This window comes from Kribbella steppae (assembly GCF_004342025.1).
GTDB lineage: Bacteria > Actinomycetota > Actinomycetes > Propionibacteriales > Kribbellaceae > Kribbella > Kribbella steppae.
In genome coordinates, this window is sequence record NZ_SLWN01000003.1 from 571,443 (window position 1) to 597,118 (window position 25,676).

The 25,676-nt window shown below is 69.0% G+C and carries 25 protein-coding genes; 9 read left to right on the forward strand and 16 right to left on the reverse strand.

Annotated features, from left to right (window positions below):
- Window positions 1-23 precede the first annotated feature (23 nt).
- On the reverse strand, window positions 24-1,016 hold the full coding sequence (locus tag EV652_RS11320; protein ID WP_132208994.1) for a malate dehydrogenase: 993 nt from the start codon (window positions 1,014-1,016) through the stop codon (window positions 24-26).
- A gap of 340 nt (window positions 1,017-1,356) precedes the next feature.
- On the opposite strand from EV652_RS11320, the gene EV652_RS11325 reads away from it, so the two are divergent.
- Both EV652_RS11325 and EV652_RS11330 read left to right on the forward strand, forming a co-directional pair.
- Window positions 1,357-2,505 (forward strand): glycerophosphodiester phosphodiesterase, encoded by a 1,149-nt coding sequence (locus tag EV652_RS11325; RefSeq protein WP_132208995.1) that lies wholly within the window; start codon window positions 1,357-1,359, stop codon window positions 2,503-2,505.
- A gap of 12 nt (window positions 2,506-2,517) precedes the next feature.
- Entirely contained in the window at window positions 2,518-3,324 is an 807-nt protein-coding gene (locus EV652_RS11330; protein WP_132208996.1) for a spermidine synthase, read from the forward strand.
- Here EV652_RS11330 and EV652_RS11335 read toward each other — a convergent pair.
- Window positions 3,287-3,847: a helix-turn-helix transcriptional regulator gene (locus EV652_RS11335; RefSeq protein ID WP_132208997.1), complete on the reverse strand. Its 561-nt coding sequence runs from the start codon at window positions 3,845-3,847 to the stop codon at window positions 3,287-3,289. The genes EV652_RS11330 and EV652_RS11335 overlap by 38 nt on opposite strands.
- Before the next feature lie 53 nt (window positions 3,848-3,900).
- Here EV652_RS11335 and EV652_RS11340 point away from each other — a divergent pair, with 53 nt between their 5' ends.
- Together EV652_RS11340 and EV652_RS11345 are read left to right on the forward strand one after the other, a co-directional pair.
- Entirely contained in the window at window positions 3,901-4,764 is an 864-nt protein-coding gene (locus EV652_RS11340) for an MOSC domain-containing protein (RefSeq protein ID WP_132208998.1), read from the forward strand.
- Between the two features lie 33 nt (window positions 4,765-4,797).
- Window positions 4,798-6,069, forward strand: coding sequence for a M1 family metallopeptidase (locus EV652_RS11345; RefSeq protein ID WP_132208999.1), 1,272 nt, complete (start codon window positions 4,798-4,800; stop codon window positions 6,067-6,069).
- 72 nt (window positions 6,070-6,141) lie between these two features.
- Here EV652_RS11345 and EV652_RS11350 read toward each other — a convergent pair whose 3' ends face one another.
- Entirely contained in the window at window positions 6,142-6,906 is a 765-nt protein-coding gene (locus EV652_RS11350) for an MBL fold metallo-hydrolase (protein ID WP_132209000.1), read from the reverse strand.
- An 84-nt stretch (window positions 6,907-6,990) separates the two neighbouring features.
- Between EV652_RS11350 and EV652_RS11355 the strand changes: the two genes are divergently transcribed.
- Window positions 6,991-7,974 (forward strand): GlxA family transcriptional regulator, encoded by a 984-nt coding sequence (locus tag EV652_RS11355; protein ID WP_132209001.1) that lies wholly within the window; start codon window positions 6,991-6,993, stop codon window positions 7,972-7,974.
- Here the strand turns inward: EV652_RS11355 and EV652_RS11360 are convergent.
- The 6 genes from EV652_RS11360 to EV652_RS11385 form a co-directional block, all read right to left on the reverse strand.
- Window positions 7,928-8,188, reverse strand: a complete 261-nt coding sequence (locus EV652_RS11360; RefSeq protein ID WP_132209002.1) for a hypothetical protein — start codon at window positions 8,186-8,188, stop codon at window positions 7,928-7,930. The two genes, EV652_RS11355 and EV652_RS11360, sit on opposite strands and share 47 nt — an antisense overlap.
- Before the next feature lie 79 nt (window positions 8,189-8,267).
- On the reverse strand, window positions 8,268-10,010 hold the full coding sequence (locus EV652_RS44575; RefSeq protein ID WP_199238117.1) for a superantigen-like protein SSL4: 1,743 nt from the start codon (window positions 10,008-10,010) through the stop codon (window positions 8,268-8,270).
- A 188-nt stretch (window positions 10,011-10,198) separates the two neighbouring features.
- Complete coding sequence (locus tag EV652_RS11370; protein WP_132209003.1) at window positions 10,199-11,161, reverse strand: CAP domain-containing protein; 963 nt, start codon at window positions 11,159-11,161, stop codon at window positions 10,199-10,201.
- A gap of 247 nt (window positions 11,162-11,408) precedes the next feature.
- The gene (locus EV652_RS11375) at window positions 11,409-12,200 is read right to left on the reverse strand and encodes a CAP domain-containing protein (protein ID WP_132209004.1); all 792 of its coding nucleotides are present in this window, start codon (window positions 12,198-12,200) and stop codon (window positions 11,409-11,411) included.
- Window positions 12,201-12,294: 94 nt separating this feature from the next.
- Window positions 12,295-12,954: a GNAT family N-acetyltransferase gene (locus tag EV652_RS11380; RefSeq protein WP_132209005.1), complete on the reverse strand. Its 660-nt coding sequence runs from the start codon at window positions 12,952-12,954 to the stop codon at window positions 12,295-12,297.
- 156 nt (window positions 12,955-13,110) lie between these two features.
- Window positions 13,111-14,235, reverse strand: a complete 1,125-nt coding sequence (locus EV652_RS11385; RefSeq protein ID WP_132209006.1) for a GNAT family N-acetyltransferase — start codon at window positions 14,233-14,235, stop codon at window positions 13,111-13,113.
- 79 nt (window positions 14,236-14,314) lie between these two features.
- Here EV652_RS11385 and EV652_RS11390 point away from each other — a divergent pair, with 79 nt between their 5' ends.
- Both EV652_RS11390 and EV652_RS11395 read left to right on the forward strand, forming a co-directional pair.
- Entirely contained in the window at window positions 14,315-15,127 is an 813-nt protein-coding gene (locus EV652_RS11390; protein ID WP_132209007.1) for a DeoR/GlpR family DNA-binding transcription regulator, read from the forward strand.
- A gap of 46 nt (window positions 15,128-15,173) precedes the next feature.
- Complete coding sequence (locus tag EV652_RS11395) at window positions 15,174-16,409, forward strand: MFS transporter (RefSeq protein ID WP_132209008.1); 1,236 nt, start codon at window positions 15,174-15,176, stop codon at window positions 16,407-16,409.
- Here the strand turns inward: EV652_RS11395 and galK are convergent.
- Both galK and galT read right to left on the reverse strand, forming a co-directional pair.
- Window positions 16,383-17,513: a galactokinase gene (gene galK / locus EV652_RS11400; RefSeq protein WP_132209009.1), complete on the reverse strand. Its 1,131-nt coding sequence runs from the start codon at window positions 17,511-17,513 to the stop codon at window positions 16,383-16,385. The two genes, EV652_RS11395 and galK, sit on opposite strands and share 27 nt — an antisense overlap.
- Window positions 17,510-18,556, reverse strand: coding sequence for a galactose-1-phosphate uridylyltransferase (gene galT, locus EV652_RS11405; RefSeq protein WP_132209010.1), 1,047 nt, complete (start codon window positions 18,554-18,556; stop codon window positions 17,510-17,512). Before galT ends, galK begins: the two co-directional genes overlap by 4 nt.
- A gap of 384 nt (window positions 18,557-18,940) precedes the next feature.
- Between galT and EV652_RS11410 the strand changes: the two genes are divergently transcribed.
- Window positions 18,941-20,251 (forward strand): hemolysin family protein, encoded by a 1,311-nt coding sequence (locus tag EV652_RS11410; RefSeq protein WP_132209011.1) that lies wholly within the window; start codon window positions 18,941-18,943, stop codon window positions 20,249-20,251.
- Here the strand turns inward: EV652_RS11410 and EV652_RS11415 are convergent.
- The 4 genes from EV652_RS11415 to EV652_RS11430 all read right to left on the reverse strand — a co-directional run bounded on the left by EV652_RS11415 (window position 20,211) and on the right by EV652_RS11430 (window position 23,941).
- Entirely contained in the window at window positions 20,211-21,473 is a 1,263-nt protein-coding gene (locus EV652_RS11415; protein ID WP_132209012.1) for an MFS transporter, read from the reverse strand. The genes EV652_RS11410 and EV652_RS11415 overlap by 41 nt on opposite strands.
- A 2-nt stretch (window positions 21,474-21,475) precedes the next feature.
- Window positions 21,476-22,081, reverse strand: a complete 606-nt coding sequence (locus EV652_RS11420) for a helix-turn-helix domain-containing protein (RefSeq protein ID WP_132209013.1) — start codon at window positions 22,079-22,081, stop codon at window positions 21,476-21,478.
- Window positions 22,082-22,169: 88 nt separating this feature from the next.
- The gene (locus tag EV652_RS11425) at window positions 22,170-23,042 is read right to left on the reverse strand and encodes a serine/threonine-protein kinase (protein WP_132209014.1); all 873 of its coding nucleotides are present in this window, start codon (window positions 23,040-23,042) and stop codon (window positions 22,170-22,172) included.
- 56 nt (window positions 23,043-23,098) lie between these two features.
- Window positions 23,099-23,941, reverse strand: a complete 843-nt coding sequence (locus EV652_RS11430) for an alpha/beta fold hydrolase (RefSeq protein ID WP_132209015.1) — start codon at window positions 23,939-23,941, stop codon at window positions 23,099-23,101.
- A 191-nt stretch (window positions 23,942-24,132) separates the two neighbouring features.
- On the opposite strand from EV652_RS11430, the gene EV652_RS11435 reads away from it, so the two are divergent.
- The gene (locus EV652_RS11435; RefSeq protein WP_132209016.1) at window positions 24,133-24,522 is read left to right on the forward strand and encodes a YciI family protein; all 390 of its coding nucleotides are present in this window, start codon (window positions 24,133-24,135) and stop codon (window positions 24,520-24,522) included.
- Between the two features lie 102 nt (window positions 24,523-24,624).
- On the opposite strand, the gene EV652_RS11440 is transcribed toward EV652_RS11435, so the two are convergent.
- Window positions 24,625-25,614, reverse strand: coding sequence for an N-acetylglucosamine kinase (locus tag EV652_RS11440; protein WP_242001693.1), 990 nt, complete (start codon window positions 25,612-25,614; stop codon window positions 24,625-24,627).
- Window positions 25,615-25,676 lie beyond the last annotated feature (62 nt).

Consider the following 25,676-nt stretch of genomic DNA (forward strand, 5'->3'; position numbering starts at 1 on the left):
GGTGAAGAAGCTCCAGCTCCCGGTCAGCCGAGCAGGTTCAGCGCCTGGACCGCGTCGCGCTCTTCGCCGAGTTCGGTGGTGCTGGCGTCAATGCGGGCGCGGGAGAAGTCGTTGATCTCCAGGCCCTGGACGATCTCCCAGTTGCCGTCCTTCGTGGTCACCGGGAACGACGAGATCAGGCCCTCCGGTACGTCGTACGAGCCGTCGGAGACGACCGCCATCGACAGCCAGTCACCGTCGGCCGAGCCGCGCAGCCAGTCGCGGGTGTGGTCGATCGTCGCCGCTGCCGCGGACGCCGCCGAGGACGCGCCACGGGCCTCGATGATCGCCGCGCCGCGCTTCTGCACGGTCGGGATGAAGTCGTTCTCCAGCCAGGCCTGGTCGTTCACGACCTCGGCCGCGTTCTTACCGGCCACCTCGGCGTGGAAGATGTCCGGGTACTGGGTCGCGGAGTGGTTGCCCCAGATCGTCACCTTCTTCAGGTCGGTGACGTGCGTGCCGGTCTTCTTGGCCAGCTGGGCCAGCGCGCGGTTGTGGTCCAGCCGGGTCAGCGCGGAGAACCGCTCGGCCGGGATGTCCGGCGCGTTGCTCCGGGCGATCAGCGCGTTGGTGTTGGCCGGGTTGCCGGTCACGGTGATCCGGATGTCGTCCGCGGCGTGGTCGTTCAGCGCCTTGCCCTGGACGGTGAAGATCGCGCCGTTCGCCTCCAGCAGGTCGCCGCGCTCCATCCCCTTGGTCCGCGGCCGGGCGCCGACCAGCAGGGCCACGTTGGCGCCGTCGAAGATGACGTTCGGGTCGTCGCCGATCTCCACCCCGGCCAGCGTCGGGAAGGCGCTGTCGTCGAGCTCCATCACGACCCCCTCGAGCGTCTTCAGCGCCGGGGTGATCTCCAGCAGCCGCAGCTCGACCGGCGTGTCCGGGCCGAGCAGCGCACCGCTCGCGATCCGGAACAGCAGGCTGTAGCCGATCTGACCAGCGGCCCCGGTAACGGCCACCTTCACCGGTGTAGCGCTCACGACACACTCCGTTCTGTGCTCTTTGTGTGTTTCGGACGCTAGCAAGCCGGACTGCGAGGACCAACGCTGGGGCACCGCCGACTTCCTCACATCCACCCCTTCGGCGGGCAAAGGAAGAAGAAGAGGAGGAGAGGGGGAGGACCTCCTCACATCCGCTGCCTTCGGCGGGCGGGGGAAGGAAAGAAGAGGAAAGGAGAGGAGGAGGACTTCCTCACATCGGTTTGTGCTGGTAGGCCGGGATCGTTCACCGCCTGGATACCGGCCGGACCCCGGCAGGCTGCGGCGATGTCGCTGGTCGCGCCGAGGGTGAGGCGAGTCCCTGACGTGTAAGGAGAACCCCATGAAGCGAACGGTGCTGCCCCGCCGATTCGTCCCCGTCGCCGCGTCGGCCCTCGCTGTGGCCGCCGCCTTCCTGGTCCCATCGGCCGTCCCATCGGCTGTCCCGGCGCCGGCCACCGATGCGGCCGTCCAGTCCGCGGACAAGCATCGCGACGACTTCGTCATCGTCGGGCACCGCGGTGCGTCCGGTTACCGCCCGGAGCACACGTTGGCGTCGTACGAGCTGGCGGCCCGGATGGGCGCCGACTACATCGAGCCCGACCTGGTGACCACCAAGGACCGCGTCCTGGTGGCCCGGCACGAGCCGGAGATCGGCGGTACGACGGACGTCGCGGCGCACCCGGAGTTCGCGGCCCGGAAGAAGACCAAGCAGCTCGACGGTGTCGCGGTGACCGGCTGGTTCGCCGAGGACTTCACCTTCGCCGAGCTGCGGACGCTCCGGGCGAAGGAGCGGATCCCGGCGGTCCGGCAGCACAACACCGTGTTCGACGGGCACTACCAGGTCCCGACCCTGCAGGAGGTCATCGACCTGAGTCGCCGGCTGTCCCGCGAGCTCGGCCGGCCGATCGGCATCTACCCGGAGACCAAGCACCCGACGTACTTCCAGCAGCAGGGCCTCGCCCTCGAGCCGCAGCTGGTGACGACGCTGAACCGCAACGGCCTGAACCGCTCCGATGCCAAGGTGTTCGTCCAGTCCTTCGAGGTGTCGAACCTCAAGGCCCTGCGCAAGCAGTTGCGGGTCCCGCTCGTCCAGCTCACCGGCTCGTCCGGAGCGCCGTACGACTTCGTCGTCGCCGGTGACCCGCGCACGTACGCCGACATCGTCAGCCCGGCCGGTCTGCGCGAGGTCGCGACGTACGCGAAGGGCCTCGGACCGTCGAAGGACCAGGTCATCCCGCTCGACGCGACCGGCAGTCTCGGTCAGCCGACCGCGCTGGTCGCCAACGCGCACCGCGCCGGCCTCGTCGTCCACCCCTACACGTTCCGGGTCGAGAACAACTTCCTCCCGGCGAACTTCGACAGCTCCACAGTTGCGGCCGACTCGGGCAACCTGTTCGGCGAGATCGCCGCGTACCGGCAGGCCGGGATCGACGGCCTGTTCACCGACAACACCGACATCGCGGTGGCCGAGGAGACGGAAGCGCGATGACAAGATAGGCGGGTGGAACGCAAGGTCGGCACCGGGACTGCAACCGTCGAGGCTGAGGCCGACGGGACCTTCGTGCTCCGGGTCGACGGATCGCTGCAGTCGCAGGTCGACCTCGCGGATCCCACCCACCTGTCCTTCGAGTACATGCGTCGGATCGGCGATGTCGTCGACGCCGTCGCACCTCGACGCCAGCCGGTCGCCGTCGTGCACGTGGGCGGCGCCGGGCTGAGTCTGCCGCGGTACGTCGCGGTCACCCGGCCGCGATCGCGGCAGATCGTGCTGGAGCCGGACGAGGATCTGACCGAGTTCGTCCGCGAGGCGCTGCCGCTGCCGAAGCGCTCCGGTATCAAGGTGCGCGGCGTCAGCGGACGGGCCGGGATCACCGAGTTGTACGACGACTCGATGGACCTGCTGATCCTGGATGCGTTCGAGCAGGAGGCGGTCCCGTCGAACCTGGTCACCACCGAGTTCTTCGCCGAATGCGCCCGGGTCCTGCGGCCGACCGGCGTACTGGTCGCCAACCTGATCGACGGCTCGGCCGGCCTGCCGTTCATCCGCCGGACGGCGGCGACGGTGCGTGGAGTCCTCGGTGACGGCGTCGTACTGGCCGAGCGGAAAGTCCTTCGGGGCAAGGGTTTCGGGAACGTCATCCTGGTCGCATCAGCGCAGCCCGTCCCGGATCTGACCACGGCCGGCCGACGGGCTCAACCGCCGTACGACGTGATGCCTTTGAGCGAGCTGGCCGGCAAAGCGGCGACGCTCACCGACGCGGAAGGGTTCGTCACGCCGCCCGCACCACCGGGCACCTTCCGGAGCTGAGGCTCCTCTTCGAGCTGATGCGGTCGAGGGTCCGGGCGAACGCGGCGCGCTCGTCGGACGTCGCGCCGAGCGCTCGCACCAGACGATCCAGGCGGTCCCGGTTGGCCAGACGGGTGCCGCGGAACCAGCCTTGGATCGTCGTCCTCGGTACGCCGGTGAGTTGCTCGAGCGTCCGCAGCGATCTCGGCCGCGCGAGTGCGGACAACGCGGCGCCGAGGTCCTCGAGTGTCTCGGCGGACTGCAGAAGCTTGACGACATCCTGTGGGTCGCGGCTGACGATCTCCCATCGGCGCCGCCAGGCCGGCATGAGCTCGGCCGGAACACCGCAACCGCTGAGGAACGCGGACGTCACGTCCCACGACGGCAGGTGCTTGCCGCTCGTCGCGCGGACCAGATGTGCGTGCGAGTAATGCGCGTGATCGGCCAGCTCGCGATAGGTCAGATCGGCCTGCCGTCGTACCCGCTGCATCGCCGCGGCGAATGCTTCCACATCCTGCATCTCGACCTCCTCGCGATCAAACATAATTCAACATGATCGAACAAGGCAAGTGTCAGGAGTCAAGGTAGTCTTGAGCAATGTCTGTCGCGAGGGTTGCTGCTCTGACCTACTACCCGGTGAAGGGTCTGGCCGGGGTGTCCGTGGAGCAGGCCGAGGTGGGGCCGACCGGGCTCCGGCACGACCGGAACTTCATGCTCGTCGAGCCGGACGGGACGTTCCTGAGTCAGCGGAGCCTGCCTGCGATGGCTGCGCTGCGGGCCGAGGTCCTCGACGACGGGGCGGCGCTCCGCTTCACAGCACAGGGTGCTGCGGACCTCGAGATCCCGGTTCGGTACGACGGCAAGCGGCGCGATGTCAGCCTGTTCGGGAAGTGGTTCGGCCAGGGTGTGGTGCAGGACCCGGCTGCGGACGAGTGGTTCTCCGCGCGGCTCGGCAAGCCCGCGGCGTTGGTCCGGGTGACGCCGGAGCACGAGCGGCCGGGGTGGGGAGTGCATCGCGGACAGACCGGGTTCGGTGACGCGCACGCGTTGCTGATCACGTCCTTGTCCTCGCTGGACGGTCTGAACGAGCGGATCGTGGAACGCGGCGGCGACGCGATCCCGATGAACCGCTTCCGGCCGAACATCGTCGTGGCCGGCTGGCCCGAGCCGCACACCGAGGACAAGGTGCTGCGGATGTCGGCGGGTGCGGTGGAGATCGGCTACGCGGCCCGCTCGATCCGGTGCGCGGTCCCCACGGTCGATCAGGCGACCGGCGAGAAGCGCGGTCCCGAGCCGACCCGGACGCTGGCGACGTACCGCCGGCAGCCGGACTACGGCGGCGGGGTCAGCTTCGGCACGAAGGCAGCAGTACTTGCCGAAGGCACCCTTCACGTACGCGATGAGATCTTGGTACATGACTGGATCCCGGAAGGCCCCGACCCGGCGCAGCTCACTCGGTAGCCTGCAGACTCCACCAGTTCGGGGAGTCTGCGCATGCACCGGGTCTTCATGTTGTTGCTGCTGGCATCGATCTCGTTGTTCGCGGCACCGGTCGACGGCGGTGTCGCGCGCGTCCCGGACCTTCCGTCGTACGACGTCGAACTGTCCGGCAGCGCCGACGGTACGACGTGGTCCGGGCGGGTGACTGTCGCCTTCACGAACACGTCGGACGAGCCGTTGCCGGAGATCTACCTGCGGTTGTGGGGCAATGTCCACGATTGCAAGGCGGTTGTGGTCAGGATCGGTGAATCGACTGGTGATTGCACCGTGGTGAAGGTGCCGCTGGCCGAGCCGCTGGCGCCCGGGAAGCGTACGTCCGTCGCCTTCGACGCGACGATGACTGCGCCGAACAGGCTCGATCGGTTCGGCCGGTCGGGGACGTACAGCTTCTTCGGGAATGCTCTGCCAGTGTTGGCGGTGCGTGACAACACAGGTTGGCATCTCGAGCCGGATGTGGGGATCGGTGAAAGCTTCTACACGGTGGCGGCCGACTTCCGGGTCCGCCTGACGCATACGGGCAATCTCGTCGTCCCGGCGACCGGAGTGACGACCGGAGTGACGACCGACGGTGTGACGATCGCCAAGCAGGTCAGGGATTTCGCCTGGGCAGCCGGGCCTTTCACGATGTCGGAGGCCACGTCGCCCGGTGGGACAAAGATCCGGACGTGGGCGACATCGACCGTTGCGCTGGCTGCTGTCGTCGATGCGCGGACCAAGGCGATGACTGCGCTCGACGACTTCGGGCGTCGGTTCGGCGCCTATCCGTATGGCGAGTTCGACCTGGTGCTGAACGATCGGTGGACGAAGTTCAGCGGGATGGAGTACCCGGGGTTCGTGCTGCTGATCTCACCGGCTAGTCCGGTGGTGCACGAGGTGGCGCACCAGTGGTGGTACGGCATCATCGGCAACAACGAGTACGCCGATCCCTGGCTGGACGAGGCCTTCGCGACGTACGCCACCGATCTGCACGAGGGCAACCACCGGCCTGCTTGCTGGCCGCGTTCGTTGCCCACCGCAATCACCAGTCCGATGTCGTACTGGCAGGCCCACCAGGCGTCGTACGGCGCTGTCGTCTACACGTACGGCGCTTGCATGCTGCACGACCTGGAACGCCTGATCGGCACACCGGCGATGGCTGGACTGCTGACGACGTACGCGAAAGCCCATTGGCACGGAGTGAGCACTCCGGCCGACTTCAAGGCTGCCGCGCAAGCCGCCAGCGGCACCGACCTGACCTCCTTCTGGAGATCCCACGCAATGGGCTAGCAGCCAACCCGCGCCCGACCGGCGACGGCCGTGTAGCCGCAGGTGTAGTTACGCTCCGTGGTCGTCAAGGGGTTAGGCGACCTCGGTTGCGACACCGTGGGTGAGGAGTCGGAGTCGGTCGGAAAGGCCGGCCTGCTCGAAGGTTGTGGCGAGGCGGTCGGGGCCTTCGGAGAAGTGCGACCAGCCTTCGGTGTGGACCGGCACGATGGTGGCCGGGTTGAGGAGGTGGGCGGCCTCTGCCGCGGCTTGGGAGGTGAGCGTCAGTGGGGCGTTGTCCATCAAGGTGGTGCGAGCGGCGCCGGCGAAGAGGACGGCTACGTCGATCGGGGCGAAGCGATCAGCGATCTGTTTGACCAGGTCGACTGATGCGTTGTCGCCGGAGACGTAGACGGTCGGCAGGTCCTCCGCGGTGAGGACGAAGCCGGTGACCACGCCGAGAACGGCCTCGGCGCCATCAGGGCCGTGGAGCGCGGGTACGCCGGTGACGGTGATGACGCCACCGTCCGGGCGCGCCAGGTCCACCGACTCCCAGTTCTCCAGACCGCGTGCGCCGGGAATCCGGGTGGCCGCACCTGGAGTCGACAGGACCACCGGGACCGACGGCAGCAGCGCGCGGCCGGCGTCGTCGAGGTTGTCCTTGTGCTCGTCGTGCGACAGCAGGACGACGTCGACCGGGCCGAGCTCCGCGGCGGGCAGCGCCGGGCCGATCAGTTTGGTCATCACCCGACCGTTCGGCAGGACGTACTCCTGTGGTTCGTCGAACGCGGGGTCGGTCAGGATGGTCAGCCCACCAAGGCTGATCAGTGCGGTCGGGCCACCGATGTGCGTGATCTTCATGGCATCGATCGTCGCCCGCCGCTTCGGCGATCACCATTGGCCCGAGAGCCACAGTTCCTGAAGATCGGGCCATATGCTGGTTCCATGCGCACTGTCGCCGTCCTCGCCTTCGACCAGATGAGCCCGTTCCATCTCTCCGTCCCGTGCCTGGTGCTCGGCGACCGCCTCGGTCAGCCGGGCGAGTACGACGTCCGCGTCTGCGCCGAACGACCCGGATCGATGCGGACCAACGCCGGCTTCGGGATCACGGTCGACCACGGGCTCGAGGCGATGGACGCGGCGGACGTGGTGATCCTGCCGAGTTGGCAGCCGGATCGCGAACCATCCGCCGTACTGATCGACACCATCCGGCGGGCACACGACCGCGGCGCCACTGTGGTCGGGTTGTGCATCGGGGCATTCCTGGTCGCGGCGAGCGGGATCGCGGACGGCCGAGAGGTCGTCACGCACTGGAAGTGGGCGGACCAACTGCAAGCGGCGTACCCGGGCATCAAGGTCCGCGCGGACGTGCTGTGGTCCGACCTCGGCGATCTCGTCACCTCGGCCGGGACCGCCGCATCGATCGACTGCTGTCTGCATCTCGTCCGCACGCACTACGGCGTCGAGTTGGCCGAGCGGCTGGCCCGGAGCATCGTCGTCGCACCGCATCGCAGCGGCTCGCAGGCGCAGTACATCCCGGTCCCCATCCCGCCCGATCCCAGCGACGACGTGATCGAGAAGGCGATGGTGTGGGCCCGCGCCCGGCTCGATCAGCCCGTGTCGCTGGACGAATGGGCGGCCGCGGTGGCGCTGTCCCGTCGGACCTTCACCAGGCAGTTCCGGGCGCGCACCGGCAGCTCCGGGCAGGCCTGGCTGCTACGCCAGCGGCTCGATCGGGCCCGGCTGTTGCTGGAGACCACCGATCACCCGGTCGAACGCGTTGCAGGCGAAAGCGGCTTCGGCAGCAGCGCAGCCCTCCGCCACCACTTCCACACAGTTCTCGGTACGACGCCACAGCGGCATCGTCAGGAGTTCGGCGGACTCACAGCAGGAGCAGGAGGGTATACAGGGCCGGCGCCGCGAAGGTGACCAGGAGGATCCAGGCCATCAGCCGGTGACCCGCTTTGCCGCGATCGAGGGACGAGGCGAAGTAGAGTACGGCGCCTTCCTCGGTGTGACGGCTCAGGCCCATCCGCTTGGCCTCTTCCGGGCGCGGATCGGGACGCTCGTCGGCGAACGCGTCCGGCGGGATCCCGAAGTGGGCGGGCCGGGGCGGGTCCAGGTCGTCGCGTTCCCCGTACATCCGGCCTCCGCAGGGTTGGTGGACCAAGGGTCGTTCCCTCCCATGGTCGCACCAACTCCCGGCGAAAGTGCGCTCCGTCTTACGTGAAATCCGCGACCCAGGCGACCCGGGTCTTCGTGCTGCACACGAGCGGGCAGAGCAGGCCTTCCCTGTACGGCGCGTCGGCCGACCCAACCCCCAGTGTCGTCAGGCCGCAGTTGAGGATCGTGCTCTTGCTCTGCGCCATCATCTGGTCGAAAGCCTGCTGAGCGGTGTAGTCCTCGCCGCCGGCCGTCGAGTTCGACCCACTGGAGGAGTTGGTGTTGCCGGACTTGGCGCGCTGGGTGGCATCGCTTCCGGCGCTCGCGCTGACATCGCTGTCGCGCTTCAGCGGTGCACATCCCTTGTTCACGCGTGCGTTGTCGATCAGCTGGAACAGCTGGAGCTCGTCGCCCGACATGTTGCCGTCGTCCACCGGCGGGGGCGGGGTGGTTTTGGGCGGTGCGGTCGGGCGGGTTGCGGTGGTGCGGTCGGGGGTTGGGGTGGAGCGGGTGGGTGCCGTGGTCGTGCCGTCCTCGGTCGACTTCGAGGTCGGGCCGTCGGTGGGTTCCGTCGACGACGGGGTGGAGGTCGGCGTGGCCGAGTCCGTCGGCGTCGGGGTCGCGCTCGGCTTGACCGGCGGCGTACTCACCTTGGAACTCGGGGGATTGACGACCGGCTTGGTCGTCGGGGTGACGTAGGTGTCGTCGGTCCGCGTGACGATCGGGACCGACGCGTCGGCCTCGTCGTTCTGCGGCTGATGCAGCAGGATCCAGGAGATCGGCGTGATCACCAGGAGGACGGATGCGATCGCGATCAACGGCCGCCGCGCCCGCGATCCGCCGTCGGCAGACCGAGCGGCTGCGCGCGAACCGCCGCGTCCGCCGCCCCCACCTGAGGCAGCCGCCGTGGTCCGACCGGAGGCAGCCGCGGTCGCAGTACCGGCAGCGGACGTGGTTGCGGCGGCGCCGATCCGGGAGCCTGAGGTTCCGGTGGGCGCCGGCTCGGAGTCGGCATCGGCCGTCGCGGCGAAGCGCCGACCCGTCCGCGACGCCGGCTCGGTCGTAGAGCCCGCGGGGGACTGTGTCACCCAGGACGGCGAACCGCTGGCCGCCGCACGCGAGTACGACCGCGACGAGGCGGTCTCGCCCAGGCCAGAGCCCGAGTCCGGTGTTCCACCCGCCGCGGATGCGCGCGAGTAGGACCGCGAGGAGGCGGTCTCGCCCAGACCGGACTCGCTCGCGCGGGAGTACGACCGGGACGAGGCGGAGTCACCCAGGCCGGAGCCTGCGTCGGGCGTCGTACCGGCTGCTGATGCGCTGGTGTAGGACCGCGAGGAGGCGGTCTCGCCGAGCCCGGATTCGCTGGCGCGGAAGTACGAACGCGACGAGGCGGAGTCACCCAGACCGGATTCGCTTGCGCGGGTGTACGACCGCGACGAGGCGGTTTCGCCCAGGCCGGAGTCGCTGGCGCGGGTGTAGGACCGGGGCGTGGCGGTGTCGCCGGGGCCGGTTCCTACGCTGGAGGGGGAACTCGGGCGGGCGATCGGCTGGGTCCCGGCGCCTGGGGCGGACTGGGTGTTCGCCCAGAACGGGGACTCGTTGGCCGCGCCCGCGGACTGTGCGGTCGCCCAGAACGGCGACTCGTCACTGGTCCGTGGTGCGTACCGGGGCGGCTCCGGTGGGGGCGGCGGAGTGGTCTCCGCCGGAGTGGGGCGGTTGGCCGCGCTGGAGCGGGATCCGCGGGATGCCGCCCGGGTCGCCTTCCTGCGTGGCTTGTACCGGCCGTTGCCGGACTCGGACATTATTTCGTTGTTCCCTTCACTGTCTCGCCCCCAAGACGTGCCTCACCATTCGTCTCACCGGAGCCCCCCAGGACGGACCGGCGACATGACAAGGACGGATCTACCCGCAGTGACCGGCCACGAACCGGCCGGACGTTGTGGCCGTGAGACAACATCTCCGCCACACTCGGTGTGTTCGACACAATGACTCAGCTCCGGCCGAAGTCCTGGACCCAGCTGCCTGGGCCCCAGTCGGATCGGACCTGACCCGGGTCGTAGCCGATGCCGATCGACGTGAACCGGCAGTTCAGGATGTTCTTGCGATGCCCATCGCTCTTCATCCAGGCCGCTACGACCTTCTGCGCGCTGTCGTAGCCGGCGGCGATGTTCTCGCCCCAGCCCGAGCCGCGGTATCCGGCAGCCGACATCCGGTCACCCGGGTCCTGGCCGTCGGGGTTCGTGTGATCCATGTAGTGCCGGCGGACCATGTCGGACGCGTGCTTCCCGGCCGCCGAGACCAGCGCGCTGTCCAGCCGGAGCGGACCGCAGCCCTGCTGCTCCCGGATCGCGTTGGTGTAGTTGAGCACCTCGCGCTCCTGCGAGTTCGTGCCGCCACCGCTGACGGGCGGCTGCGATGTCGTCGGGTCCCTCGGCCGGGGCTCGGTGGTCCGGGTCTTCGTCGGCGTGGTGCCCGTCGGCCGGGGCTGCTGGGTGGTTCTGGAGTCCGTGGTGCGCGGAGCCGTCGGGCTCACCGTCACGGTCGTCACGCTGCCGGTCGGTGCGGTGGTGACGATGCTCGTGGGTGAACCGGTCGGGGTCGTGGCCGGTGTGTCCGAGGTCGACGTCGACGCGGCCGAGCCGAGTGCCGGCGTACCGGCAACGGTCGTGGTGGTTCCGTTCAGAAGCGTCGCGGTGACCGTGCTGCCCGGCGTACCGGAAGGATTGGTGCCGTCGACAACAGAGCGGCCGGCGTCGTCCCGGGTGTCCTCGGAGACGTTCAGGACCTTGGTCGCGCCGTCGACGGTCGAACCGTCGCGGGACATCAGCCAGACCACCGGGCCGATGGCGAGCAGGACGGACAACGCGCTGACGATCGGGCCGATCAGGCCACGGCTCCGCCGGGGAGCTCGTCTACTGCCGCGGTGCCGCCGGGGGGTAGGCGAATCCGTCATGGGTGGGCGAATCCTCTTCGTTTTCGTCGTACCGAGTGCTCGTCGTTCCCCGCGTTGCAGTTGTTGCCAGGCCCCCCTGGTTACCGAACAGCGACCTTAACCGACCGTAGAGGTCACCGTTACAGATTCGCGACGCCTCTTAACGAACCCTGAAGGTTCCCCCTCGGCGCGCCTGGGCAAACGCTTAACCGGGGGAAGTTCGCGCGGCAGGAAGCTGCCAGAATGCGCGCGTCCGCGACCGTTGCTGTCAGCCGCCGAAGTCCTGCACCCAGCTGCCGTTGCCCCACTCGGGTTTCACCTGGCCGCCGTCGTACCCGATGCCGATCACCGTGTAGGTGCAGTTGAGGATGTTCTTGCGGTGCCCCTCGCTGTTCATCCAGCCCTCGACCACGGCCGCCGGGCTCTTGTAGCCGACCGCGATGTTCTCGGCCATCGCGCCGCCGCGGTATCCGGCCGCCTTCATCCGGTCGAACGGGCTGCGGCCGTCCAGGCTGTCGTGAGCGAAGTAATGCCGGTCGACCATGTCGGCCGCGTGCGCCTCGGCGGCGTCCGTCAGCGCGCTGTTCGTCCGCAGTGGACCGCAGCCGGCCTTGGCCCGCTCGTCGTTCGTCAGCTTCAGCACCTGCGCTTCGGCCGTACCCGATCCACCGGACGGCGCACTGGTCGTCGTCTTGGTGGCCGTAGGCGTCGTGGTGCGCGTCGGCTTCGGCGTGGGCTTCGTCGTCCGGGTGCCCTCCCGGCTCGGTGCTGTCGTCGATCGACGTGGAGTCGGGGTCGTGGTCTTCGGCCGGGTCGGCGTGGCTTTCGGAACAGGCGTCGTACGGCGGGGAGGAGTGGATGACGGGGTCGCCGAGATGCTCGGTGTGAGAGACGCGTCATCCGTCGCAGTCGTCAAGGGCCGGTCCTGGCTGGTCAGGACGTTCGCGGTCCGGTCCAGCACGAACCACCCGATGCCGGCGATCAGCACCAATGCGGTGAGCGAGGCCAGGACCGGCCCGATCACTCCATAGCGCTGCTGCGGGCGTTTGTGGCTCGTCATGGTGTGCAGCCTTGCCCACCTCAGGCGGGCATCACTCCCCGCCCTCGCCGCACTTCACGAACCTTTGACAATGTCATGCGTTTGAACGAAACGGTCAGCACCTGGCGATGATGATGTCCGCGACGACCTTCCAGCCCAGGCTGCGGTAAAGGCGCAGGCCGTCGATCGAGGCGATCAGGATGCCGCGCTTGGCGCCCTGGGCCGCCGCGGTCTCGACCAGCGATGCCATCACCGCACTGCCGAGCCCGCGCCGCCGGTGCGCCGGATCCGTCTCGATCCGGTCCGCGACCGCGTCCGCGCCGACCACCGCCATCCGCCCGCTCGACACCACCCCGCCGTGCAGGGTGGCGCGGGTGATGATCAGGTCGGACTCGAGCTCGGTGTGCAGGGCATAGCGCTCGTGCAGCTTCAGGGCCGGCTGCTCCGACAGCTGGATGGTCATCAGCCAGTCCTGATCCTGCTGCACCTCGAGGCCGAGGTCCTCGAGCTGCTCGATCCGGGCTTCCTTGTCGTCCGTGGCCAGGGTGATCCAGCCGGCCCCGCGGCCACCGCCGGCGGCCAGGGCCAGCTCGGCGGCACGAACGACTCGTTCAGGCTTGTCATCGGCATCCAGTACGACATATTCCATCGCGCGGTTCTCCTCACCCGCACGGACGGTCAGAATGCCGTCGTTATCGTCCTCCACGGTGGTCCAGCCCCTCGAAACCGACCACCCGGCCTGCCAGCGGCGGACGAGCTCCTCACGATCTCTCACCCGTCGATTCAAGCAGCCAGATGGCGAGACGGCGAGGGGAAGTGGTGTCGTCTGTCACCAACTGGCCGTACATCACCGATTCCGGGCGGTCACCATTACCGCTCGGAGTCACCTACCGGCAACCCCTCGGAGCCAACCGATTTCCCGAGTCGGCGGTCAGTCCCGCTCGGCGGCGAGCAGGTCGAATCCGTGGACATCGGAGTACTGGCCGTCGCGGCGTGGGCCGGCCGACCGTTCGCGGCTGACATGGGTGAAGCCGTTGACCTCGGCAACGTGGCTCGACGCGCTGTTGCCCTCGGCAGCCATCAGCACCAGTCGCCGTCGCCCGAAGCCGCCTTCCTCGATGGGCTTGAAGGCGTGCTCGATCACCAGCCGAACAGCAGCCGACATCGCCCCACGCCCCCGCGCGTCCGGGTGCAGCCAATAGCCGATCTCGCCGAGGGTCTTGTCGATCCGGTGGTTCATGTCGAACACACTCACGCAGCCGATCAGCTCGTCGGACTCATCATCGGTGATCGCCCATGTCACGCCCTCGCCGCTGGCCAGATTCTCCTTCCGGCTCTCGATGAACACCTCCGCATCGGACAGCTGGTACGGCGACGGCAGCCCGGCCAGCCAGAACTGCGTCCGCTCGTCGTTGCATGCTTCAACGACCCGCTTCGCGTCCGTTGCCCGGAGCGCCCGCAACCGGATCCCGCCACCCTCGACCTCAGGCACCGTCCACCAGGTACCCGACGGCTCGAGCGCGTCGTTCTTCCCGATCGTGGCGACCCACTCGTCATGCCGCACACCCCGAGACTTCCCACCCCCTGGTACGACGACCAAACCGCGGAACCCGGCCTTCCACGCGACCCGGCGCGAACCCCAGTTGCCGACGAACGCCCGCCAGATCACCCGGTCCCAGCCGAGCACGTCGAACGCATACCGGACCACCAGCTTCAGTGCCCGGGTCATCACCCCGACGCCCCGGACCTGAGGAGCCACTGCGAACCCGACCTCACCGACCCCGCCCTCGCCGTCGCGCAGATCGACGGTGCCGGCGTACTGGCCGTCGTACTCGATCGCCCAGGCCCACATACCGCCGTCGCGCCAGCCGTTCGGGATGATCTCGGTCAGGAAGCCGACCGCGTGTTCGCGCAGGTAGGGGACCGGGATGGTGGTCCAGCGCTGCATCTCCGGGTCCTGGCACATCGCGTAGGCGGGGTCGATGTCGGCCTCGGTGTGTGCACGCAGGGTCACCACGTCGTCGGCCAGCACCGGTACGTCTTCGGGGAATCGCATGCTTCAGGGTGACGTGCCGCAATCACCGGAGCAATGCATTTCCCTGACAGCCAGGCATATCCACATTAGGCTGTGGACCGTGAACGCAGCCGGAGCAGAGGCACCGCGGGGCCGGGGAGGGCAGCTGGCCGCTCAGCGCCAGGCCACGATCGTTGCCGAGGTCAACAGTCGAGGTGCGGTCACGGTCGCCGAACTGGTCGACCGGTTCGGTGTCTCGGACATGACGATCCGCCGCGATCTGGACGCGCTCGACTCCAGTGGCCTGCTGCACAAGGTGCACGGCGGCGCCACCTCGGTCGGGCTGCGCAGCGCGCACGAGCCGGGGTTCGACGCCAAGCTGACCCAGGAGTCCGCGGCCAAGCAGGCGATCGCGGCCGAGGCGGCCAGCCGGGTCCAGCCGGACAGCGCGATCGGCATCGGCGCCGGCACCACGACGTACGCGTTGGCCCGTCAGTTGCTCCGGGTGGAGAACCTGACCGTCGTGACGAACTCGGCGCGGATCGCCGACGTGTTCCACGGCAACAGCCGCTCCGACCGCACCGTCGTACTGATCGGCGGCATCCGGACACCTTCTGATGCGCTGGTCGGCCCGATCGCGACGGCCGCGCTGGGCTCGCTGCACCTCGACCTGCTCTTCCTCGGTGCGCACGGTGTGGACGCCGAGCACGGGCTGAGCACGCCGAACCTGATGGAGGCCGAGACCAACCGGTCCTTCATCGCCGCGAGCCGCGAGGTGGTCGTCGTCGCCGACCACACCAAGTGGGGCACGGTCGGCCTGAGTACGTTCGCGACCTGGGCGGACCTCGACGTCATCGTCACCGACGCCGGCCTCGCCACCCCCGCCCGCAAAGCCATGCGCGACACCGGATGTGAGCTGATCATCGCTTCCTGACCCGCCGCTGTCGGGCTGAAGGTCTGCTGGGGTGAGGGGACAGGGATTGAGGCAGGAGGTTCGGGCCCGGGAGGCTCCTCTCGGCAAGCCGTACTGGGTTCTCTGGACTGCCGGCGCGATCTCCTTTCTCGGGGACGGCATCACCTTCGGCGCGCTGCCGCTGCTGGCCGCCTCGATGAGTCGCGACCCGCGCGTCGTCTCACTGACTGAGGCGGTCACCGGGATCGGCTGGCTGCTGCTCGGTCTGGTGTCCGGCGTGATGGTCGACCGCTGGCGGCGGACCACCACGATGTGGATCGTCGACGCGATTCGCGCGGTCGTCGCCGGCGGGTTCGCGGTCGTCGTACTGCTGGGTCAGGAGAGCATCCCGCTGCTGCTGATCACCGGGTTCCTGCTCGGCATGCTGGCGCCGTTCTTCGACAACGCGTCCGCGGTGGTGATTCCGGACCTGGTCGTCGCCACCGCGCTGGAGCGGGCGAATGGCTACAACCAGGCCGCGCTGGTGCTGCTGGCGAACCTGATCGGTCCACCGCTCGGCGCCGTGCTGTTCGTGATGCATCACGGGCTGCCGATCATGGTCGACGCCATCTCGTTCGCGGCCGCCGCAGTACTGGTCTTCCTGGTACGGCGTGCCGCGCCGGCCCGAGCGGTGTCGCCGGACCGGAACCTCGGCCGCGAGCTGAAAGAAGGACTGCTCTATCTCTGGCGACACAAACTGCTGCGATCGCTCTGCCTGCTGCTCCTGGTGGCGAACGCGGTCGGCGCGGGCATCATCGCGATCCTTGTCCTCTATGTATTGGAGGCGCTGCACCTGCCGGAGGCCTGGTTCGGCTGGCTGGTCGCGACCTACGCGGTCGGCGGAGTCGTCGGCGCGGCACTCGCGCCCCGGCTGGCACGCCGCCTCTCGACGTTCACGAACCTGATCGTGTCGATGCTCGTGCTCGGCTTCGCGGTCGTCGTGTTCGGAGTGGTCAGCGAGCTGGCTCTGATCATCGCCGGCGCCGTGCTGATGGGGTTCGGCAGCACCTGGTGGAACGTCATCTCGATCTCGCTCCGGCAGCGGATCGTGCCGGCCGCGCTGCTCGGCCGGGTGACCGCGGTCTACCGGATGGTCGCGTTCTGCGCCGCGCCGGTGGGTGCGGTCGGTGCGGGGTTCCTCGCCCACCGCACCGACCTGCGCACGCCGTACCTGGTGATGGGACTGCTACAGCTCGCCGCCACCCTCGCCTTCGCTCCGCTGATCAAACGCGAATTGTCAGCTGACTCGGGAAGCTCCGGCTGACGGGGCTGCGGCCAGGGAGCTCGGAGCGCTGAAACCGCGGTCTGCGAAGGCCTTCTCGATGGCGGACAGTACGGCGTCTGCCGAGTCCGCCTCAGTCAGAGCGATGATGCAGCCGCCGAAACCGCCGCCGGTCATGCGGGCGCCGAGCGCGCCGGCTTCGAGGGCGGTGTCGACGGCGACGTCCAGCTCCGGCACGGTGATCTCGAAGTCGTCGCGCAGTGACACGTGCGACGCGGTGAACAGCGGCCCGACGTCGCGCAGCCGGCCGGAGCGCATCAGCTCGACCGCCTCCTCGACCCGGCGGATCTCCGTCACCACGTGCCGCACCCGGCGGCGGACGACGTCATCCGGCAGCCGATCGAGGGCGTCGTCGAGGTCGTCGTACGCGATCGAGCGCAGGGCCGGTACGCCGAGCACCGCCGCGGCTTCCTCGCAGCTCTTGCGGCGGGCGGCGTACTCGCCGTCGACGTGCCGGTGCGGAGCCTTCACGTCGACGACCAACAGCGCGAGGCTGTCGGCGGCCGGGTCGAACGGGATCTGGTCGGTGGACATCGCGCGGATGTCGAAGTACAGGGCGTGCCCGGCGGTGCAGCACATCGACGCCATCTGGTCCATCAGGCCGACCGGGGCACCGACGTATTGGTTCTCGGCCTTCTGCGCCAGCCGGGCGACCTCGGCGGGGGCGACCTCGATGTCGCGCAGCCCGAGCAGCGCGACCGACGTCGCGCACAGCAAGGCGGCGGACGAGGACAGCCCGGCGCCGGACGGCAGGTCGGAGTCGACCAGCAGGTTGGCGCCGCCGATCGAGTAGCCGGACTCACGCAGTACCCAGGCCGCGCCGGCCGGGTACGCCGCCCAGTCACCGACCGAACCCGGGGTCAGCTCGTCGATGGCGAACTCGATCACGCCCGAGTGGCCGCTCGACGCGACCGCGATCCGGCCGTCGTCACGCTTGGAGGCGGTCACCTGGATGCGGTTCGGCAGGGCGATCGGCAGCACCAGGCCGTCGTTGTAGTCGGTGTGCTCACCGATCAGGTTGACCCGGCCGGGCGCCCGCCAGCTGCCCGCCGGCGCTGCCCCGAAGACGTCCTCGAACGAGCTCACGAACCAACCTTCCGCAGGGTTTCGGCGACATCCTCCGGCCGGGTGTCACTGATGAACGCGCCCATCCCGGACTCCGAGCCGGCCAGGTACTTGATCTTGTCCGCGGCCCGGCGGATCGACAACACCTCGAGGTGGAGGTAGCCGAGCTCGCGATCGATCCGGACCGGGGCCTGGTGCCAGGCGGCGATGTACGGCAGCGGGTCGCCGTACAGGCCGTCGAGACGTCGCAGGACGTCGAGGTAGAGCTCGGCGAAGTCGTCGCGCTCGCCGACCGACAGCTCGCTGATGTCGGCGACCTGGCGGTGCGGGTACAGGTGGACCTCGACCGGCCAGCGGGCCGCCTCCGGGACGAACGCGGTCCAGTTGGTGTTCTGCGTGACGACCCGGGTGCCCTCCTTCAGCTCCCCGGCCAGGATGTCGGCGAACAGGTTGCTACCGGCAACCGCCTGGTGCTCGCGGGCGCGGGCCATCAGGGTCCGCATCCGCGGCGGCAGGAACGGGTAGGCGTAGATCTGGCCGTGCGGGTGGTTCAGCGTCACGCCGATCTCACGGCCGCGGTTCTCGAACGGGAAGACGTGCTCGACGTCGTCGCGGGTGCTCAGCTCGGCGGTCCGGTCGGCCCAGGTGTCGACCACCAGCCGGGCCTGGCCCTGGGAGAGATCGGTGAACGACTGGTTGTGGTCGCTGGTGAAGCAGACCACCTCGGTCCGGCCCGGGCCGGCGAAGGAGGGGAACCGGTTCTCGAACACGGCGACGTTGTAGTCGTGGTCCGGGATCTCGGTCGGGTTGCCCGGCTTGCTCGCGCACAGCGGGCACTGGTCGGCCGGCGGCAGGTAGGTCCGGGTGTTGCGGTGGGTCGCGTAGGTGATGACGTCACCGGTGAGCGGATCGGTCCGCAGGTCGACCTGCGGTTGCGGGGCCGGCAGTCCGCGGGTGTCCTCGAGCGGCATCCGGGCCGGAGCGTCGGCCGGGTCGTAGTAGATCAGCTCGCGGCCGTCGGACAGCTTGGTGTCCGTACGGCGTGCGCCGCGCGGTGTGTTCATCGTGTGACCCCTCCCGGCCGTCGGACACCGACAGCCAGGAATCATCGTAAACCAACAAACTCGAACATGCACGGTGATTCCGGCCACCACCAGGGCGTCGCCTCGGGGTGACCGCAGCACGCAGGGGCCCGAGCGGTATGCCCTACTCTTGCGAAATGGACGACGCCCAACCGTCGCCCTCTCGACATACAACGAGAGGGCTTGAGCACCCTGCCTCGGCCGTCCTTCGGCGCTTGCGACGCCCAGGCACGCACCTCGCGGCAGCGGAGGGAAGGCCACGATGAACACCACGTCGAGACCTTCCCTCCGCCACCGCGATGCACGCACCTGGACGCCGCAATCACTCGAACTACGACCAAGGCAGGGTGCTAGGACCCCCTGCTGATGAACGACACCCTGCTCAACATCGTCCTGATCTTCATTTTCGTCCTGATCGGTGGCGTGTTCGCCGCGGCCGAGATGGCGCTGGTCTCGCTCCGGGAGAGCCAGCTCAAGTCGATCGCCCACCGGGGCAAGCGTGGCGAGACGGTGGCCCGGGTGGCTGCCAACCCGAACCGGTTCCTGTCCGCCGTCCAGATCGGCGTGACCCTGATGGGCTTCCTGTCCGCCGCCTTCGGTGGCGCGACGCTCGCGGACGGCCTGTCCCCGCACCTGCAGGACCTCGGACTGCCCGAGTCGGTGGCGAGCACGGTCGCGCTGGTGCTGATCACCATCCTTATCTCCTACGTCTCGATCGTGATCGGCGAGCTGGCGGCCAAGCGGCTCGCGCTGCAGCGGGCCGAGACGTTCGCGCTCGGCCTGGCCCCGCTGGTGGACCGGATCGCATCCATCGCCCGGCCGGTGATCTGGCTGCTCTCCAGGTCGACCGACCTGGTGGTTCGCGCCCTCGGCGGCGACCCGAACGCGAACCGTGAGGTGATGTCGGACGAGGAGTTGCGCGACCTGGTCTCGGCCCACGAGTCGCTCGGCGAGGAGGAGCGCCGGATCGTCGACGACGTGTTCGAGGCCGGCAGCCGGCAGTTGCGCGAGCTGATGCTGCCGCGCACCGAGGTCGACTTCATCGACTCGGAGATGCCGGCCTACAAGGCGGTGAAGTTCGCCGCCGAGCGGCCGCACTCGCGCTACCCGGTGATGAACGGCTCGGCCGACGACATCGTCGGGTTCGTCCACGTCCGCGACCTGTTCGACCCCGCCGTCGCGTCCCGCTCGGTCCGGGTCGGCGACCTGGCCCGCGAGGTGCTGCTGCTACCGGACACCGCGAAGCTGCTGCCGACGCTGACCGAGATGCGCCGGCGATCGACCCACTTGGCCATCGTCCTGGACGAGTACGGCGGTACGGCGGGCATCGTCACGCTGGAGGACCTGGTCGAGGAGCTGATCGGCGACATCAAGGACGAGTACGATGAGGAGTCGGTCGAGACCACCCGCCTGCGCAGTGGTGACATCGAGGTCGACGGTCTGCTCAACCTCGACGACTTCGCCGACGAGACCGGTGTCGAACTCCCCGACGGCCCGTACGAGACGGTCGGCGGGTTCCTTGCCGCCCAGCTCGGCCGCGTCCCGGCCACCGGCGACGAAGCCCGGGTCGACGGCCACATCCTCACCGTCACGGAGATGGACGGCCGCCGGGTAGCCCGGGCCCGCATCCACCGGGTCAAGCCGACGGATGACCAACCAGTTCCTGAGGAGCCGTAGCCGAGAGCATCCGGCGACGGGTGAGGATGACCGCGCCGCCGATGACGTAGCCAAGGCCTTGGAAGACCAGGACCGGGATGATGCCGGCCAGCTCGCCGAGAACGCCGGCCGACGCGATGCCGACCAGGACGGCGAGACCTTCGGCGGCTGAGATGGCACCGAAGATCCGGCCGCGGGACGAGTCCTCGCTGAGACGCTGGAGCACCGTCATCATGCCGGCGACGGTGAACGCACCGGGGAGGCCGACGAGGATCATGCAGACGAACGCGGGGATCAGGCTGTCGGTGACCAGGGGATAGCAGAACAGCACCAGGTCGATCAGCCCGAACAGGAACGCACCGACGCCCCACATCGTCGCTGCAGGCAGCCGTGAGCCGATCGCGGCGGCGACCAGCCCGCCGACGATCCCGCCCACCGCCTGCGACGAAACGATCAGGCCGTACGCCGTCCCGTCGCCGCCGAGTTCGGCCGACACGAACGGCGCGAACAACGTGCTCATCACACCTTCACCGACACCGGTCACCAGGCAGAACACGAACAGCAACCGCATCGCCGGGCCCGCGACACAGAGCCGGAGCCCCTCGGTCCACTCCGCCTTCAGCCGCTGGATCGCACCGCTGGCCGATTGGGTCAGCGTGCGTACGACGCGATGCCGGACCCGGACGATGAGCCCGGCGGCGAGGAGGAAGGTCGCGGCATCCACGACCGCCAGCAGCGGCAAACCGCCAAGCCCCGCGAGCAGACCACCGATACCCGCGCCGATCAGCCGGGCGACATCACTGGTCTGACTGTTCAATGCATTGGCTGTGACGAGTTGTCGCGGCTCGACCAGGACAGGGATGAGCGACTGCTCGGCGGGGCGGAAGAACTGCTGCAAACAGCTCTGCATCAGCACAACGGCGTACACGATCCAGATCGCGCTTTCGTCCCGTACGGCGAGCAGCGGTAGCAGCAGGACCGCATGCAGCAGGTTGGTGACGATCATCGTCCGCCGCCGGTCCCAGCGGTCGACGAAGACGCCGGCCAGCGAACCGAGTACGACCATCGGCACGAACGACGACAGCAGCAGGCCGCCGGAGGCCAGTGTCGAGCCGGTCAGTACATAGACCTGGAAGGCCAGGCCGGTCTTTAGGATCCAGTCGCCGGTGAGCGACACGAGCCCCGCGCTCAGCACCAACCGATAGTCGCGTTGCCGCGCGAGAACGCCCCACAGTTCTTTCACGGCTACTCCTCGGGATCCGAGGTTTCGGGTGAGATCGTGACGATCTGGGTCATGGAGACGTGCCGGCTGCCGGGCGGGCGGGTGGACTTGTCGTCGATCGGCCGCTCGGCGACGTACCGGTGAAGCAGTGCGTCGATCTGCTCGGTCAGCTCCTTCAGTTCTTCTCCGGTCAGGTAGAAGCCGCTGTTCCCGATGCCCGAGTTGTCCCGCCAGATCGGGTCCTCGTTCACCCGCCGCTGCTGCCACTTGGCGAGTGAGTCCAGCGCCCGCTCGGCCAGCAGTTGCTCGAGTACGTCGGCAGCCGCGGCACCTTCAGGTGTCAGCGACGCCTCGCGCCACGACTGTGACGTCGAGACCAGCCGCCACGGCCGCTCGCGGTTGTCCTTCCCCGGTGCCGGCTCGACGAACTCGTACTTCGCCAACTGCCGGAGGTGATGCGAGGCCAGCGCATGGCTGATCCCGAGCGTGCGGGCCGCATCCGCCGCGGTCAGCGGCCCCTCGCGGCCCAGCAACGTCATCAGATCCAGCCGGACCGGGTGCGCCATCGCCCGGATCGCCAGTGGATCGTCCAGCAACCGCATCCGCCGCGGGTCCTTCTCCAAAGACATGCTTGGAATATGCGCCGCAGGAGGCGCAGATGTCAAGCCTTTGCTTGGAATCAGTGCAGGGCGACGGTGGAAGTGATCTTGCGCGACGTCAGTGAGACGGCCAGGTGAGCAGCGCCCAGCGCCAGAACCGGCCGATCGGCAGTCGGTGCCTGACCGCCCCGTCGACTGCTTCGAGGGCCACGCCGTCGACGATCTCGGCGGTGCTCGGGCGAAGCGCCGGGTCCTTCGACAGCATCCGGAGCAGCAGGTCCTCGACCGGACCGGCCACCTCGGGGCACGACTCGCTCGGCGGGGTCGGCTCGGTCCGGACGTGCTGGGACAGAACGTCCGTCGGGTTGTCGCCGGTGAAGGGCGGGTGTCCGGTCACCAGTTGATAGAGGACACAGCCGAGGGCATAGACATCCGAGGCGGCGGTGGCCGGCTTGCCCAGGGCCCGCTCCGGGGCGAGGTACAAGCTGGTGCCGAGCACCTGGCCGGGCACGGTCCTGGCCGGGTCGGTGACGAACCGGGCGATGCCGAAGTCGGCGACCTTCACCGTGCCGTCGGCATCGATCAGCAGGTTGGCCGGCTTGATGTCGCGATGGACGATGCCGCGCCGGTGCGCCGCGGCGAGCCCGGCGGCAGCCTGCTGGACGATGTCGACGGCCCGCTCGGACTCGAGCGGGCCGTGCATCGCGAGCTCGTGGGCGACGCTGCGACCTTCGACCAGCTCCATCACCAGGTAGTAGTTGCCATCCTGCTGCCCGAAGTCGTACGCCGCGACGACGTGCGGATCCTTGACCATCGCGGCGGTTCGCGCCTCTCGCCGGAACCGCGCCGCCGCGAACGGATCACCCCACCCCGGAAGCAACAGCTTCACCGCCACCGGTCGCCCGAGAAGTTCGTCGCAGCCGCGGAACACCTCGCCCATCCCGCCGTGACCGAGGACCTCGGTCAGTCGGTAGCGACCCGCTAGCAGCACGTGCCTCCGGTACCCCGATGCGTTGCTGCCGAATCAACAGTTGCCCAAGGCCACGGTCAGCCGGTGTGTTCGCGGATCCATTCGAGGGCGGGCTCGGTGTGGGTGAGGACGGAGATGTGGCTGTCGCCCGGGGAGAGACGCAGTGCCGCGGACGGGATGTGCTCGACCAGCCAGTTGCCGTGCGAGCTGGGGATGATGCCGTCGTCCTCGCCGTGGCAGAGCAGGGTCGGTGCGGTGATCGTGGTCGGGTCGCAGCCCCACGGGACGACATAGGAACAGTCGTCGTCGATCAGGCCGTCCGGTCCGTTCGGCATCGACTTGTCACCGGCGACCGACCCGAGCCAGCCCCACGGCCCGTCGAACATGGCGAGGTCGGCCGGGGTGAACTCCGGGTCGTACTCCACGCCCGACGTCTCGTGCGCGACCTTCGCCTTCCGGCCGCGGGCCGCGGCCTGGAGTGACGCGACTCCGGACGGGATCATGCCGTCGTACCAGTCGAGGCCTCGGGCGTCGTACGGCGCGATGGCGGCGAAGGTGGCCACCGCCTCGACCCGGTCGCGGAGGATTGCGGCGGCGCCGAGGGCGTAGGAGCCACCGCCCGAGTAGCCCATCAGCGCGAAGGTGCCGACCCCGAGCGAGTCGGCGACCGCGGTCAGGTCGGCCGCGACCGAGGCCATCGTCCGCCCCGGCGCTGCGGTCGAACCGCCGTACCCGGGCCGGTCGAACGAGATCCACCGGATCCCGAGCCACTCGCCGGCCTCGAACAGCGGCTCGGGCGGGGCGCCCAGGTTCGGGGTGCCGTGGTGCCAGACCACCGGCAGCCGGCCGTCGTCGCCGGGTGCGGTGTCGTACACATGCAGGGTGCGGCCGTCCGCCAGCCGGAGGTCCGTCTCGTTCATGTCGCTCACCTTGGGTCGGAGATTGCTTGGCAAGCGGTACGTCGGACGTCCGGCAGCAAACTCGACATTTCAGGCCCGGGATCAGGCCGGAGGCGCTGCGTCGATCGGTTCGTTCGCCGAAATGTCGAGGTTCCCCGGCGGCCTCCGACCTCTGCTGCGAAGATCCACTCAGACTCCGAAAGGAACCGGTCATGAAATACCTGCTGTTGATCCACAGCAACCCGATCACCTGGGCCCACCCCTCCTTCCTGCACACCGAGGAGGGGCAGCGGCTGCCGGCGAAGGCGCGCGACGCGCTGGCTGCCCAGCTGGAGAAACTGCTCACCGAGCTGGACGAGTCGGGCGAACTGGTGGCCGCCGTACCGCTCGAGGCGCCGTCGCGGACGAAGGTGGTCCGGATCCGCAAGGGCGTCCGCGCCACCACCGACGGCCCCTACTCCGAGGCCAAGGAACAACTCGCCGGCGTCTTCATCGTCGACGTCGCCACGCCCGAACGCGCCGAGGAGATCTCCGCCCGCATCCCCGAAGCCGAATACGGCGGCGGCATAGAACTCCGTCCCGCCTCCGTCTTCGAAGACTGAGACCGCGAACCCCCGACCTCGAGGGATAACCACCGAGGTCGGGGGTTGCCCACTGGGATTCTCACTGGGCAACCCCCGAGGTGAGGGGGCAAGCAGCGCGGGTCAGCTGACCAGGCGGGTGTGGTTTTGGTGGGTGGCTAGTGCTGGGTCGAGGGTGCCCAGGGCCAGCCAGGTGGCGCCGCCGACGCCGTCGCGGGCGGTGAGGACCTCGCCGGAGAAGTGTTGGTGGATGGTTTCCCGGATCAGCCGGCCGACCGGAGATGATTCCCCGGCAACACTGCCCGCGAGGATCATCGGACCCTTGTCCTTCGTTGTCCTCAACCGACCGACCGTTTCTGTGAGCAGGTCGGCTGCGCGTTTCACCAAGCCGTGTGCGGTCTCGTCGTTCTGTTCGAACGCCCACACCACCGTCCGGGCCAGTTCAGCCAGCATCACCGGCGGGCGGCTGTTCACTTCCCGGATCAGATCGTCACGCAGTACGTCGTACCCCTCACGCTGGGCGATCGCGTGCTCATCCCGGTCCGGGAGTACTGCGCGGACGACGGCCTGGCCGAGCACACCGATCGGTTCACCCAGATCCAGATTGCGCAACACGCTGCGCACTGCCTCCCGGCCGAGCCAGAAGCCGGAGCCGTCGTCGCCGAGCAGCCAGCCGTGCCCGTCCGCCGTCCGGACCAGCTGGTGATCGCGGACCAGGCCGGCTGCGCTGCCGGTGCCCGCGATCAGCACGAGGCCGTCCGGCTCCGGCGTACCGGAGGCGAACGCGACCTCCAGGTCGCCGATGAACTCGGGCTCGCCGGTCAGCCCGGCGCCGTCCCAGGCGGCGTCGAACTGGGCACGCACATCGGGCCGCGCCAGCGCCGACCCGCCGGCCGCGCCGATGACGGCGGCTTTGACCGCGGTCGGGTCCAGTCCAGCCAGCGCGGTGTGAAGCGCCTGGCCGAAGTTGGCCGCTGCACTTGCGGGGTGGCTGGTCGGATTTCCACCAGCTGCCGCCCCTCGACCGACTACGTTGCCCTCATGGTCCGCGATCACGATCCGGGTGGAGGTGCCGCCGAGGTCGCCGCCCAGGACCAGTGCCGATGCTGGCATCAAGACCACTGAGTCCGCAGGTTCCGGCAGCGGGCGTTCGACCGACATACGCAATGCTCCAA